The organism is Hyalangium sp., from assembly GCF_045802625.1.
Taxonomy (GTDB): Bacteria; Myxococcota; Myxococcia; order Myxococcales; family Myxococcaceae; genus Hyalangium.
On record NZ_JBJMQP010000223.1, the window covers coordinates 1 to 13880 of the forward strand.

Genomic DNA, 13880 nt, shown 5'->3' on the forward strand with positions numbered 1-13880 from the left:
ATGGACCGCGTCCTGGCGCACATTGGCGACAAGCTGAAGGAGACGCTCACTCTGGTCGTCAGCAAGTCGGGCGGCACCAAGGAGACGCGCAACGGCATGCTGGAGGCCGAGCGCGCCTACCAGGCTCGCAACCTCTCGTTCAGCGCGCATGCGGTGGCGGTAACGGGCGACAACAGCGAGCTGGACCAGACCGCGAAGAAGAACGGCTGGCTGCGCACCTTCCCCATGTGGGACTGGGTTGGCGGCCGCACCTCCGTGCTCTCCGCGGTGGGCCTGCTGCCCGCGCGGCTGCAGGGGCTGGATGTGGATGGGCTGCTGTCGGGCGCTCGGGACATGGACCGGGAGACGCGCCAGCAGGACGTGAAACGCAACCCGGCCGCCCTGCTGGCGCTGATGTGGCACCACGCTGGCAATGGGCGTGGCACCAAGGACATGGTTATCCTGCCGTACAAGGACCGGCTGATGCTGATGTCCAGGTACCTGCAGCAGCTCGTGATGGAGTCGCTGGGCAAGGAGCAGGCGCTGGACGGCAAGGTGGTGAACCAGGGCCTCGCCGTCTACGGCAACAAGGGCTCCACGGATCAGCACGCCTACGTGCAGCAGCTGCGCGAGGGGGTGAACAACTTCTTCGCCACCTTCATCGAGGTGCTCCAGGATCGCCAGGGTCCCTCCATGGCCGTGGAGGAGAACGCCACCAGCGGGGACTATCTGGTGGGCTTCCTGCTGGGCAGCCGGCGTGCGCTCTTCGAGAAGGGCCGCGAGTCCATCACCCTCACCGTACCGGAGGTCAGCGCGCGCACGGTGGGCGCGCTCATCGCGCTGTACGAGCGCGCGGTGGGCTTCTACGCCTCGCTGGTGAACATCAACGCCTACCACCAGCCGGGCGTCGAGGCGGGCAAGAAGGCGGCCGGGGCCGTGCTGGAGCTCCAGCGCAAGCTGCTCTCCCACCTGAAGGGGAAGAAGGGCGCGGCGGGCACGGCGGAGCAGCTGGCCACCGCCGTGGGCGCCGCGGACGAGGTGGAGACGGTCTTCAAGGTGCTGGAGCACCTGGCCGCCAACCCGGATCACGGCGTGGCGCGCGCCGAGGGTGCCACCCCCTTCGAGGCCCGCTTCAGCGGGAAGTGAGGCCCGCGGCGCTCAGGCGCCGAGCTCCGCGAGCAGCGCCCGGGCCCCTACGAGCTCCGGCGCATTGAAGCCCTCGGTGAACCGGGCATAGAGGGGGGCCAGCAGCTCACGGGCCTCCGCGCGCTGCCCCCGTCTCAGCAGGAGCCGGCACAGCGGCAACGCGGCCCGCAGCTCCATCATCTTCGCGCTCCGCTCGCGTGCCAGGTCGAGGGTTTCGCGGAGGCGCGCCTCGCCCAGCGCGGAGTCTGGTTCTCTGTCCAGCAGGATGGCGCCCTGGCGATACAGCACGTGCAGGAGCGCGAACCCCTCGCCCGTGGCCTGGGCCCGGCGCCGGGCCTCCTCCAGCCGCCGGAGCGCCCCCTCCGGGTGACCCAGCGCGGCCTCGAGCTCCGCCGACATGGAGGCGTAGAACGGCCAGTACATGGCGTTGCCCTGCCGGTCCATCTCCTGGAGGCATCGCTCCATGCCCTGGGCATCCTGCTTCGTGTAGTCATGCACGAGCTGGGTGTACAAGCCCTGGGACACGAAGCGCTGGCGGGTCGTCAACTCCAGGGCCTTCTCGGCAAGCTCGCCATGCCGCTCGTGAGCCCCCATGAGGTGGTACAGCGCGAGGGCATAGATGTACGCCACCGCCAGCGTGCTCGCGTGGTTCAGCTCGCGGGCCATGTTCAGCGCGGACTCCATCAACCTCGCGGCCTCGTCCGACGCGCCCAGGTGCCACTCCACCATCGACAGGAGCATCAACGCATAGATGCGGGGCTCCACCCCATAGACCTCGGAGGGCTTGCGGGGGGGGCTGTCCCCGGCAAGCGACAAGGCCCCAGTCAGGCACTCCCGAGCCTCCACGAACCGCCCCGCGATGAACAGACAGGCTCCCAGCAGGGGGCGCACCACGAGCTGATGATTCACGTCGTGGGTCAGCCCTTCCATGGCGACCAGCCGCTCCGCCAGGCCCCGCGCCTGAGCGTGCTGCCCGAGCAGTTGGTGATAGCTCACCAGCGCCCAGAGGGTGGGGACCACGTGGGGGCTGTCTCCGAGCACATCAATGAGCGCCTGGCTGCGCTCCACCCGGACCTTGATCTCGGGATCGGACCAACCTCGGGTGGACATCAGCGCCGGGGTGATGATGCCGTTGAGCTCCAGCTCCCGCTGCGCGCGCTGCCGCGGATCCTCGATCGCGTCGAGCCACCCGAGTGCCTCCGTGGCATGTCCCAGGGCCTCGTGGTCCGCCGACCGCATCAGCGCCGCCTGCGCGGCCTTGTGGGCATAGGCCAACGCCTCCCGCTTCTGGTCCGCGGCGGCGTGGTGGCGCGCCAGCAGATCCGGGCGCTGCTTGACCACCTCGGGGAAGCGAAGCTCCAGCGCCTCCGCGATGCGCGCGTGCACCTGCCGGCGCATGGGCTTGAGCATGGCCTCGTAGGCGGTGTCTCGGATGAGCGCGTGCTTGAAGACATAGCCCGCGCCGCGTGCACCCCGCCGGCGGTGGATGAGGTCCGCCGCCACGAGCGCCTCCAGGTCCTTCTTCAGCGTCTCCTCATCGGACACCGAGGCCGCCTTGAGCACCTCGTAGGTGAACTCACGCCCCAGGGCCGAGGCCAGCTGCGCGGTGGCCTTGGCCGGCCCGAGCCGGTCCAGCCGCGCCATCAGCGAGTCCCGCAGGGTGCTCGGAATCTCCACCGAGCCCAGCTGGCGCGAGGCGCCCTGCCGCTGAGCCACGGACTCGACCACCATGCGAGTGAGCTCCTCGACGAAGAGGGGCACCCCATCCGTGCGCTCCACCATCCGCTCCACCACCTCGCCTGGCAGCGGAGCGTCCCGCGTGAGCCGCCGCACCATCTCCTCCACCTGGGCCCGCTCCAGCCGGGTGAGCTGCACCTGGAGCACCTGCGAGGCAGGCCACGGCGCGGAGAACCCGGGGCGGGCCGTGAGGATGGCGAACAGGCGCGCGCTGGCGGCGTCCTTCAGCAGCAGGGCCAGCAGCTCCAGCGTCGTCGGGTCGGCCCAGTGCAGATCCTCCACCAGCAGGAGCAGCGGCTGTTGCTGGGCCATCTCAAAGAACAGCGCGAGCAATGCGCTGAACGTCTCCTCCTTCTGCCGCTGCGGAGACATCACTTGCGGCGAGTAGCGCTCCGAGGTGCCCTTGAGGGACAGGAGCGAGGCGAACAGCGGCAGGGACTCGGAGAGATTGAAGCCGTGCCTGCTGAGCAGCGCCTCCAGCGCGGTGGTGAGCTGCTCCGGGGTCGAGTCCCGGTCCAGGCCCAGCATGCGCTCCAGCAGGTCCACCACGGGCCGCAGCGTGCTGTTGCGCCACTCGGGAGCGCAGCGGCACTCCAGCAGGGTGTGGGGTATGGCGCGCACCTGCTGGGCCAGCTCCTGCGCCAGCCGGGACTTGCCGATGCCGGGCTCGCCGGTGATCAGGATGCCCTGCCCCATGCCCGCCAGCACCTGCCTCCAGCGCTGCAACAGCAGCTCCAGCTCCAGCGCCCGGCCGAACAGTGGCACGGTGGGTGTTCCCTCCAGGCTCGACGCGGGGACACGCTGCCGTCCCCGGAGGCGGAACACCGGCACCGGGCGCGTACCGGCTCCCACGCGGTGCTCTCCCGAGGGCTCGAGGGTGAAGCTCTCCCGCAGCACCTTCGCCGTCACCGCGCTGACGAGGATCTCCCCGGGTTGGGCGAGCGACTCCAGGCGCTCCGCGATGTTCGGGGTGTTGCCCGCCAGGACCGGCAGCCCCGCGAGGCCCTGCCCCCGCAGCTCCCGACTGATGACGAGCCCGGTGTGGATCCCCATCCGGACCTCGAGCTGGAGCCCCTGCGTCCGCGCCAGCTCCGCGCCGCGCTTGTCCAGCTCCGTCATCAGCTCCAGGGCCATGTGGGCGGCGCGTTGCACGTCATCTTCCTGGGCCCGTGGATAACCGAAGTACAGCAGCAGCCGCTCTCCCAGGACGCTGCCCAGCCAGGCCTCTCGGCGGCGCGCAAGCTCGACACAGGCCGAGTGCTGCTGCCACAGCAGCACATCCAGGTCCTCGACGTCCGCCGAGTCGGCCTTCTCACCGGCCAGCCTCAGGCCACAACAGACGGCGGTGAGCTGCCGGCGCTCTCCTTCCGCCGACAGCTGGGGAGCGTCCGCCACGGGCTGGGGCACCGCCGCGTCCGTGGAGGGCCACCCTTGCGTCATGCAGGCCTCCAGCTCCAAGAGCAGGCCTTGCGCGGTGACATCCCGAAGCTGGGGATCCTTCTCCGTCACGCGCCGCAACAGGTGGCCCAGCCGGTGGCCCTCGAGCCACCGCGGCAACGGGATGGGCTCAGGGCCCAGTTGCTTGAAGACGAGCTCCTGCAGGCTGTGGCCCTCCACCACCCGTTTGCCCGTGAGGGACTCCAGGAAGATGAGGCCCCAGGCGTACAGGTCCGTGCGCACCGTCACCGGCTCGCCCCGGAGCTGCTCGGGCGCGGCGTAGGCGGGCGTGCCCAACGTGTCGCGGGTGTGGGTGATGCGAGAGAGATCTTCCCGCCGGTCCTCGTCGGAGAGCGTGCCCAGCCCGAAGTCGAGCACCAGCGCGTTGCGCCGCACCCCCGTGCTGGTGAGCATGATGTTCTGCGGCTTGAGGTCGCGGTGGACGATGCCCAGCTTGTGCGCGCAGCCCAGCGCGTCCAGCACCTGGAGCATCAGGTGCGCGGCCTCCCACGGCGGCAGCGCCCCCTCGGTGGCGAGCACATCCCCCAGGGTGCGGCCGGGCACGTACTCGAAGACGGTGTAGAGCTGGCCATCGTCACTGCGTCCCGAGTCGATGAGCCGGACGATGTTGGGGTGGTAGAGCCGAGCGCACAGCCGCATCTCTCGCTGGAAGCGGGCGACGAGCCCCTCGTCCGCCGCGTGCAGGGTGTGGAGGACCTTGACGGCGACCTCCTGGCCTGTGGCCTTTTGACGTGCGCGGTAGACCTCGCTGAAGCCTCCCTCCCCCAACTTGGAGAGAATTTCGTAGCGCTCCTGGAACACCGTGCCAGCCGCGATCGAGTGCAAGGTTGAATCTCTGAGAGGGGCTGAGGGAGGACCCAAGTATCCCAGACTTCCGCTGAAGAAGAATCAGCGCTGTTGGCCCTGGGGAGGCCGGGCCTGAAAGACTCTCAACAACAGGACGATCGAGGGAACCACGGTGAGCAGACCCACCGCGAGAGCCACCAGCAGCAGGCGCAAGACAGGGGGGCTGGCCGCGGCGTCCTGGAGCGTCAGGTCCGGCACCACGAGGTAGGGGTACTGGGACGCGGCCCACCCGAGCACGATGAACCCCACCTGCGTGGCCGCCGTGACGCGGGCCCACGGGAAGCGCCGCCTCCACAGCAGCACGAAGGTCGCCACCGCCGCCACCGCCGTGACGGCATGCACCGCCAGCGCGAAGGGCTCGTGGAAGAGCCCTCCCCAGACCCGAGGCGCTCCCTCACGCGCGAGCAGCAGCACGCCGAACGCCGCGACGAACACCGCCCCACCCGCGCCCAACGCCCGGCGCCGGAAGTCCTCGCGCAGCGGCTCGGTGTCGGCTTCGGCCGAGAGGTACACCGCCGCGAGGAACGCGAACAGGCACAGCGCCAGCGCTCCCACCGCGAGGGCGAACGGCGTGAGCCACGGCTGGAAGAAGCCGCTCACCACCGCGCGTCCCTCCACGTGGATGCTGCCGCTCACCACGGCGCCCACGCACATGCCCAGCAGCGCGGGCGAGATGACGCTGGCCACGCTGAAGACGAGCCCCCAGCGCCGCTGCACCCGGTCCCCGCGTGCGTCGTACGTGCGGAAGGTGAAGGCCGTGCCTCGGAAGACAATGCCCAGCAGCAGCAGCGTCAGCGGCACGTGCAGCGCTACGGTGAGCACGGCGAAGGCGCGGGAGAAGCCGCTGAAGAGCAACACCAGCCCGACGATGAGCCAGACATGGTTCACCTCCCACACCGGGCCGATGGCTCGGGCGATGAGCGCGCGCTGCTCCGCCTTGCGCGGCCCGGAGGCGAGCAGATCCCACACGCCGCCGCCGAAGTCCGCGCCACCAAAGAGCGAGTAGAGGACGAACGTCCCCGCCATCGCGAAGCCCAGGATGAGCTCAGTGGGCATCCCCCACCTCCCGGCCGGGCAGCGTCCCGGCCACCTGCCGCGCCAGCAGGAACACCACCACCGAGCCCAGGAAGAGATACACGAGCGTGAAGGTCCAGAAGGGCGCGTACAGATGCGGCACCGGCGTCACCGCCTGCGCGGTGCGCATCACTCCGTGGAGGATCCACGGCTGGCGCCCCCACTCGGTGACCATCCAGCCCGCCTCCAGCGCCAGCAGCCCGAGCGGAGAGGCCAGCAGCCACGCCTGCATCATCCTCGGCGCCGAGGGCCACTCGCGCCGCCGCCAGCGCAGCGCCAGCGTCACCATGGCCAGCAACGCCATCGCACTGCCAGTTCCCACCATGAGCTGGAAGGCCACGTGCACCTTGGCCACGGGAGGCCAATCCTCGCGGGGAAACTCCTTCAGGCCTCGCACCTCCGCGTGCAGATCCTCGAAGGCCAGGATCGACAGTCCGTGAGGGATCCTCAGCGCATAGGGCGTGGTGGCGGTCTCCACATCGGGCAGGCCGCCCACGCTCAGGGGGGCGTCGCGCTCGGTCTCGAAGAGGCCCTCCATCGCGGCCAGCTTCACCGGCTGCGCCTGCGCGTCATGCTTCGCCAGGCGGTCTCCCACCAACGGCTGCACGAGCGCCGTCACGCACGCCAGTGGCAACGCCACGGACAGCGCCTTGCGGTGGAACGTCGCGCCTGGGTGCCGCAGCAGCACGAAGGCGTGGATGCCCGCCATCGCGAAGGCGGTGGCCTGATAGCTCGACACCAGCACGTGGGCTGTCTGCTGCATCCAGCCCGGGCTGAACATGGCCACCAGGGGCTGGACGTCCGTGGGCCCCGTCGGCGTCGGCGTGAAGCCCGTCGGGTGGTTCATGAAGACGTTGACCAGCGTGACGAAGAAGGCGCTCGCCGCGCCGCTCAAGGCCACCATCACCCCGGAGAACAAGTGCAGCCCGGGGGACACCCGCTCCCGCCCGTACAGGTAGATGCCCAGGAAGATGGCCTCGGTGAAGAACGCCACGCCCTCGAGGCTGAAGGGCAGCCCGACCACCTGGCCGTACTGGCCCATGAACTCGGGCCACAGCAGGCCCAGCTCGAACGAGAGCACCGTGCCGCTCACCGCTCCCACCGCGAACAGGATTGCCGTGCCCTTGGCCAGCTTCTGGCTGAGCAGCCGGTAGTCCGCATCGCCCGTGCGCCGGCCCTTGAGGTCGCTGATCACCATCAACACCGGCAGCGCCACCCCCGCCGCGGCGAAGACGATGTGGAAGGCCAGCGACAGCCCCATCTGGGCTCTCGCATAGAGCAGATCATTCACAATGAATCAATCTGCTTTATGCGAGTCTTTGGCGCAATTAAAATTACTTCTATCCGTTCACAGGCCCTATCTGTTCGCGGGCCCCGAGCGGCGCTGGGGCACGAGTGTCTGCACGGAGTTCTTCGCGATGTTCGTCGCCAACGCGGTGACGAAGATCATCACCAGCTTGCGCCCCATCTGCACTCCGAGCGGCCGCTCCTCGGCGGAGGAGGCCAGGCGGTCCGGGTGCTCCCAGGCTCGCTTGAGGGCCCGCAGGCGATGGCGGGCGAGGATCTGCTCCCGGTGGCGCGCACGCCACATCGCGATGCCCACACCCACGCCCGTCAGCACGGCGGCGGTGATGGCCGCGCCGACGATCAAGTCCCTGTGCCGCGCGGCCTGGTAGTGCACGTCCAGCGTCCGGTGACGCCGCCGGTCCAGCTCCTCCAGCGTCAGCAGCAGCTCATCGCGGATGCGGTCCGCGGTGCGCTCCACCTGCTCGCGATCGTCCGTGCCCTTGGTGATGTGCTCGTGCTCGCCGTCAGGCTTGTGGCCGGCCACGGGCGCGCGTTCGGTGCTGCGCAGGATCTGGTCCCCGCGCTCGGCGCTCTTCGGCTGGCCTTCGTTCCTCTGCTCGAGATGGCCCCACTCGTTCATTGCAGTGTCTCCCGTGCCATGTCGAAGTCCATCTTGAGCCGCTCCTGGGTGTGCGGCAGCGGCTTCTTCGGCAGCCGCTTGATGCCGGCAAAGGCCAGCCCGCCAGCAATGAGCAGCATGACCACGCCCACCAACAACACGCCCAGCCAGGCGGCCAGGGGCAGCGCCAGTCCGATCGCCACGAAGAGCGCGGCCAGCCCGCACAGCCCCAGCGTGAAGCCCGCTCCCAACAGGATGCCGCTGGTGCGCGCGGCCTTCACCTCTTCGCGCAGCTCTTTCTTGGCGTGGAGCACCTCCGCCTTCACCAGCAACTTCGCCTCGGCGAGGGCGTGCCGGACGAGCTCGGCGGTGCTCAGGGTTTCCAGTTGGCTTCGTTCCAGGCGCTCCGATTCGAGTTCCACGTCTCGCCTCCGGACTCAGAGGGGCGGCCGAGCGCCGCAGGCGGCACCGCGCACCCCCATATCTCCGGTGAAGGTGGGCAGGGCTGCGCATGCGGTGAAGTCCGCCGGGCGGAGCGAACGGCAGGCTGCTTGCCTGCCCCTCGGGGCATGAATGGAGCGGGAGCGCTGGAGAGCGGGCGACGAGGGCTCAGCGCTTGCGGTGCAGCGCGAGCGCCGTGGCCAGCGTCTCGCGCACCTGCCGGGCCTGGAAGAGCCGGTCCGCCGTGTCCGTCAGGTTGTCCAGGTACAGCACCTGCTTGCGCAGGCGCGCCGGCAGCGACCGCGTGCCCAGGTGCGCGCCCACCAGCGCTCCGGTCACCGCCGCCGCCACGTCCACCTCGCCGCCGCAGCGGAGCACCATCGCCACCGCCTCGCGGAAGTCGTGCGGCACCTTCAGCGCCGCGTACAGCGACGTGAGCAGCACCGGCACCACGTGCGCCGGCAGCCCGTCCACTCCCTGCAGCTCGGAGCGGGGCACTCCAATCTTGCGCAGCGCCCCCAGCGCCCTGGCCGGATCCCACGTCAGCAGCCGGGGCAGGTGCCTCAGCTCCTCGGCCAGATCCTTGTCATGCTCCGCCGCCGCCAGGGCCAGCTTCTCGCAGAAGGCCAGCGCCGTGAGCGGCTCCTCCTCCATGCCCAGCGCCACCGCCTCCGCGAAGGCCGCCGCCGCCCCCGCGCATGTCGGATCCTTGTGCGTCACCACCGTCAGCACGCCCGCGTCATGCGGCAGGCGCTTGTGGCCGCTGCGCTCGAACAGGCCCACCACCAGGGCCCGGCTGAGCACCGAGGGGCACTTCACTCCCAGCGGAGCCCCCGCGCTCATCCACGGCTTGCCCCCGGCCAGCCGCTGCAGCGCCTCCGAGAGCCCTCGCGGCGGCTGGAGGATGACGCCCTCCTGCCACAGCCACGCGAAGTGCGCCGCCGCGCTGCGCCCGTCCACCTTGCCCTCGCGGATGACGCTCTCGCTGGCGGCCAGCATCAGCTGCGTGTCGTCGGAGAATTGCCCCTTGGCGAACTTGCCGCGCGGGCGCGGGGCGAAGTCGTCCGCCAGGTGCGTGAGCCGCGTGAGGCTCGCGGGCGGAATGCCGCGCAGCGGGAAGCCCAGGGCGTCCCCGATGGCAAGGCCCAGGAATGCCGCATGGAACCTGTCCTGGCGCTCAGCGGAAGTCAGCGGCATCGGAGGCGCGCAGATTAACCGACCGATCGCCCAGGGCTAGAGCAGAAATCGGCTACATGTCGCCGTCTCGCCCCAGGTTCACCACCGCTTGCAATCGCGCGACCACCGCCTCGGCTCCCTGGTGGAGGTGTGTCCCATCCCACAGAGCCGGGGCCGTCTTGCCTCCCAGCCGGTGGAAGTCCGCCTCCACCTCGGGGTAGGTGAGGTTGCGGAAGCGCACCCGGTCCTCCAGCGCGTGGTCGACGACATAGCGCCGAGCCACCGCCGAGGGTGGATCCGCGATGCGGTGGAACAGCTCGAGCACGGGTCCGCTCATACGCCCGCGGGATTATGGACTGCTGTCCGCGCCGGCCGGGAGGAAGAAATCCCTCAGGTCCTTGCGCGAGCGCTTCACCAGGTCCGCCACCGTGTACTTGTCCAGCACCGCGAGGAAGGCCTCGCGCGCCTCGAACAGCACGCCCCTGAGGCCGCAGGCGGGCGCGATGGGACAGGTGTTCTTGTCCCGATCGAAGCACTCCACCAGGTTGAAGTCGGGCTCGGCCACCCGGAACACCTGCCCCAGGGAGATCTCCGAGGCGGGGCGCGCCAGGAGGATGCCGCCCGCGCGGCCGGGGCGCACCTCGATGAAGCCGTGCCGTCCCAAGCTCTGCACCACGCGCACCAGGTGGTTCTTGGAGATGCCGTAGGCCTCGCTCACCTCCTGCGTGGAGGCGAGGCGCTCCGGCTGCGCGGCCAGGTACAGCAGCACGCGCAGCGAGTAGTCAGCGTGAAGTGTCAGGTGCACGAGGCGTGGCTCCCGCTCCTCCGGGTGCGCTGGCGCTCGGCAGGAAGGAATCCGCGTGGATGTCCTTCAGCGAGAGCCCCGCCAGGAAGAGCTTTTTACGGAGGGCTGACACCAGCGCCGGATCCCCGCAGAGGAACGCGCGCCACCCCACCAGCTTCGGACACTCGGCGCGGATGAGCGCATCGAGCGGCCCCACGTGCACCCCTTCGCCCAGGCGTCCCTCCAGCACGCTCGGCCGATAGTGCAGGTTCGAGTGCTGCGAGGCCAACCTTTGAAGTTCTCCCACCAGATACAACCCCTTGGGTTCCCTGGCACCGTGGAAGAGCCAGATGGGGCCGGTGTGCCCTTCCGCGAGCGCGTCGCGGACGATGCCATACAGCGGCGCCAGCCCCGTGCCCGTGCCCGCCAGCAGCAGCGGCTGCTCGGGATGCCCGGGCAGGTAGAAGCACTCGCCCGCCGGCCCCTGGAGCCGCACCTCGTCGCCCGGCCGGGCCTTCGAGCAAAGCCACGTGCTCATCACCCCACCGGGGAGCAGCCGCACGTGCAGCTCGAGCAGCCCCTCGTGAGGCAAGCTCGCCACCGAGTAGCTGCGCGCCAGTCCATCCGCGCGCAGCAGGGTGAGGTACTGGCCGGTGCGGTACTCGAAGGCCCCCTGCGGCCGCAGCCGCACGCGCAGCACGTCTTCGCTCAGGGGCTCCAGCGCCTCGATGCGCGCGGACACTCGCAGCTCGTCCGCGCCGCCGCTGGCCACCTCCAGGTCTCCCTCGGGCCGGCAGGAGCACGCCAGGAAGTAGTGGCGCGCCTTGAGCGTGTCCTTGAGCCCCGCCTGCGCCTTCTCCGGCACCGCGCCGCTCGACGCGCGCATCAGGCAGGACTGGCACACCCCGGCCATGCACGCATGCGGCACGGCCACGCCCTGCCGCAGCAGCCCGTCGAGCACGGACTCCTCCGGCTCCAACGGGTACCACTGCGCCTCGTACTTCACCCGTGACATGCGCCGGCCTCTCCTACTTGTTCAGCACGTCCGCGCGCATGCTCTCCGCTGCCTGGAGCACCTGCTGGACGAGCGGCGCGGCCACTCCCAGCTCCTTGAGCGTGCCGCCCAGGTGCTCGGCCACCGCGTTGAAGTGGGAGTCGTTCAGCCCGCGCTTCACCAGGGGCGCGTGCCCCTTGCGCATGTCCATGCCCGTGTACTTGTTCGGCCCGCCGCACACCATGGTGAGGAACGCCTTCTGCTTCGCCGCCTGCCGCTCCATGTCCACATCGTCGAAGAAGTGGCTGATGCGGTCGTCGGCCAGCACCTTCCGGTAGAAGAGCTCCACCGCCGCATCCATCGCCTTCTCTCCACCGATCTGCTCGAACAGGGTGCTCATGTGTTCCTCCTGGTCCGCTCGGGACCTAAAAGATGTATTCCAAATGCAACTTTTAGGAGGTGGAGTCAAATGTCCGAAAGTTCAGCTTCGGATGAGTAAGGGGCGGCCGTTTGAGCAGGCCCTCTGCGACCGCACCCCACAGGAAGCGCACTTCTCAAGGAAGGCTCCTCTGAGGGACTGCACAGTGCTCCCGCCTTCCGTCGCAGCGACCGTGCATTTCCCCTCATTCGAGTCCACGCGAAGCCATTCCCAGAGATTGCGCCAGCTTGGCGGCCCGCTCTCACCGGGTACGAAAGATGAATTGGCCCCAGACACCCGAGGACATCAGCCCGGGATGGGGAGGGGACACCTTTGAAGAGATTCCGAAGTGGGTATGCAGCGGTGTGTGCCGCTGCATTGGGCCTGAGCGCCGCGGCGCAAGCCCATGAGTTCATCTGCGACAAGACCGTCGGTGGCTCACATCTCTACGAGATCACCAAGTACCCAGTCACACTGTCGTACCGCTTCACGGTCATCAACTCGCACCCGACCGACACCTCGGTCGCGCAGAGCGTGGAGGACCCGCTGCTGGTCCCCTATGGCTTTCACTTCACCCCGGCGCCGCCCTTCAGCGTCCCGGTGGGACAATCGGTGAGCGACCACTTTGATCTGACCGTGAAGAACGAGGCCGAGTGTCTCGCGCTCGCCGCGGCGGACGGCACCGTGGACCGGTACATCGACAACACCTTCATCGTCTCCTGGGAATCCGGCAGCGCGGTGTGCTCGGCGCGCGCCGTGTGCGGCTCGCATGGCGGCGGGCAGCCTCCTCCCGAGTGCCAGCCTGGCCGAGGCGCCAAGCGCGGACTCGGCTTCTGGAAGACGCACGTCAAGGCGGCCCAGGCGTGCCTGAGCGCGGGCCCCATCGACGTGGGCATCGCGACCGTCAGGACGATGGCGGACATCGAGGGCATTCTGTGGGGCAGCCCCGCCCGCTTCGCCAATGGCGCCAAGCGCGGCGATCTGGATCAGAAGCGCTTCCTGCTCGCCCGCGAGCTCCTGGTGGCGACCTGTAACGTGCGCGTGCTCGGGGCGGAGCCGTCCTCGCCGGACCTCTTCTCGAATGCGCTGGCGGTCCTCGACGGCACCGATTGCGGCGCCATCTCCTCGTATGTCGTGAAGCTGGACCTGCCCAAGGGCTGTGAGAACGACTCCATCAACACCGGGCAGATGTTTGGCAAGGCCGACCCCAAGCTCGCGCAGAGCCTCGCGGTGGATCCCTCCTCGCCGTCCGGTGAGACGTGTTCCAGCGGCGGCAACGGCCATGGCGGTGGCAATGGAAACGGCCATGGCAATGGCCATGGCGGCAACTGAGAGGAGCGACGCAATGAAAATGCTCAAGACGAACTGGGTGTGCGCGCTGGCCATGCTGGCCGCCGCGTGTGGAGACGGGAAGTCACACGAGCCGCAGAGCACGCCATCGGCCGCTGTCGAGGAGAAAGCGCCAGAGGTCCCCGCGCAGCCATCCAACTCCCGCCTGGAGCTACGGCTGACAGGCACGAACGCAGGCACCACAAGCACTGTGCTGCTCGGCGTCCGCGATATCCGGGTGGCCTACGCCGGACGTGAGCTGCGGGTGGACATGGCGAAGGAGCCCATGGATCTCTCCGACGGCCAGCGAACCTGGCTCGCGGGCACCTTCGACGTCCCCGCCGAGGCGGACACGATCCAAGTAGCGCTGTACCTGGACGACTACGGCGGCTTCGTGGACGCGGCGGGCTCGGGCGAGATCGACGCCCGCGGCCTGCCCATCCGCTTCGAGGCTCCCGTGAAGCGGCTCCGCGCAAGCGGGCGCGCGGTGGTGTCCCTGGATCTCGGTCGCTCGCTGATGGACGCGGGCGAAGAGCGCAAGGTGCTGCTGCCACAGTACGGTGTGTCCTACTGAGCGGCCGCCCCGATCGCC

Annotated in this window: 13 protein-coding genes; 3 read left to right on the top strand and 10 right to left on the bottom strand. The window is 69.4% G+C overall.

What is annotated here, in order from left to right:
- Nucleotides 1-1125, top strand: a 1125-nt coding sequence (gene pgi / locus ACJ8AT_RS35455; RefSeq protein ID WP_407742396.1) for a glucose-6-phosphate isomerase, incomplete at its 5' end; no start/stop codon positions are given.
- A gap of 12 nt (nucleotides 1126-1137) precedes the next feature.
- On the opposite strand, the gene ACJ8AT_RS35460 is transcribed toward pgi, so the two are convergent.
- The 10 genes from ACJ8AT_RS35460 to ACJ8AT_RS35505 form a co-directional block, all read right to left on the bottom strand.
- Entirely contained in the window at nucleotides 1138-5145 is a 4008-nt protein-coding gene (locus ACJ8AT_RS35460) for a TOMM system kinase/cyclase fusion protein (protein ID WP_407742397.1), read from the bottom strand.
- Between the two features lie 63 nt (nucleotides 5146-5208).
- The gene (locus tag ACJ8AT_RS35465; RefSeq protein WP_407742398.1) at nucleotides 5209-6222 is read right to left on the bottom strand and encodes a cytochrome d ubiquinol oxidase subunit II; all 1014 of its coding nucleotides are present in this window, start codon (nucleotides 6220-6222) and stop codon (nucleotides 5209-5211) included.
- Nucleotides 6212-7531, bottom strand: coding sequence for a cytochrome ubiquinol oxidase subunit I (locus ACJ8AT_RS35470; protein WP_407742399.1), 1320 nt, complete (start codon nucleotides 7529-7531; stop codon nucleotides 6212-6214). The genes ACJ8AT_RS35465 and ACJ8AT_RS35470 overlap by 11 nt, the downstream gene beginning before the upstream one ends.
- A gap of 66 nt (nucleotides 7532-7597) precedes the next feature.
- On the bottom strand, nucleotides 7598-8167 hold the full coding sequence (locus tag ACJ8AT_RS35475; RefSeq protein ID WP_407742400.1) for a hypothetical protein: 570 nt from the start codon (nucleotides 8165-8167) through the stop codon (nucleotides 7598-7600).
- Nucleotides 8164-8568, bottom strand: coding sequence for a phage holin family protein (locus tag ACJ8AT_RS35480; RefSeq protein WP_407742401.1), 405 nt, complete (start codon nucleotides 8566-8568; stop codon nucleotides 8164-8166). The genes ACJ8AT_RS35475 and ACJ8AT_RS35480 overlap by 4 nt, the downstream gene beginning before the upstream one ends.
- A gap of 187 nt (nucleotides 8569-8755) precedes the next feature.
- Nucleotides 8756-9784 (bottom strand): ADP-ribosylglycohydrolase family protein, encoded by a 1029-nt coding sequence (locus ACJ8AT_RS35485; protein ID WP_407742402.1) that lies wholly within the window; start codon nucleotides 9782-9784, stop codon nucleotides 8756-8758.
- 52 nt (nucleotides 9785-9836) lie between these two features.
- Nucleotides 9837-10100 (bottom strand): hypothetical protein, encoded by a 264-nt coding sequence (locus ACJ8AT_RS35490; RefSeq protein WP_407742403.1) that lies wholly within the window; start codon nucleotides 10098-10100, stop codon nucleotides 9837-9839.
- Between the two features lie 12 nt (nucleotides 10101-10112).
- A complete protein-coding gene (locus tag ACJ8AT_RS35495; RefSeq protein WP_407742404.1) occupies nucleotides 10113-10568 on the bottom strand; it encodes an RrF2 family transcriptional regulator in 456 nt (151 codons plus the stop codon).
- Nucleotides 10546-11562: an FAD-binding oxidoreductase gene (locus ACJ8AT_RS35500; RefSeq protein WP_407742405.1), complete on the bottom strand. Its 1017-nt coding sequence runs from the start codon at nucleotides 11560-11562 to the stop codon at nucleotides 10546-10548. Before ACJ8AT_RS35500 ends, ACJ8AT_RS35495 begins: the two co-directional genes overlap by 23 nt.
- 13 nt (nucleotides 11563-11575) lie before the next feature.
- Nucleotides 11576-11941, bottom strand: a complete 366-nt coding sequence (locus tag ACJ8AT_RS35505; RefSeq protein WP_407742406.1) for a group I truncated hemoglobin — start codon at nucleotides 11939-11941, stop codon at nucleotides 11576-11578.
- A gap of 351 nt (nucleotides 11942-12292) precedes the next feature.
- Between ACJ8AT_RS35505 and ACJ8AT_RS35510 the strand changes: the two genes are divergently transcribed.
- Both ACJ8AT_RS35510 and ACJ8AT_RS35515 read left to right on the top strand, forming a co-directional pair.
- The gene (locus ACJ8AT_RS35510; protein WP_407742407.1) at nucleotides 12293-13291 is read left to right on the top strand and encodes a hypothetical protein; all 999 of its coding nucleotides are present in this window, start codon (nucleotides 12293-12295) and stop codon (nucleotides 13289-13291) included.
- Nucleotides 13292-13304: 13 nt separating this feature from the next.
- Nucleotides 13305-13862 (top strand): hypothetical protein, encoded by a 558-nt coding sequence (locus tag ACJ8AT_RS35515; protein ID WP_407742408.1) that lies wholly within the window; start codon nucleotides 13305-13307, stop codon nucleotides 13860-13862.
- Nucleotides 13863-13880 lie beyond the last annotated feature (18 nt).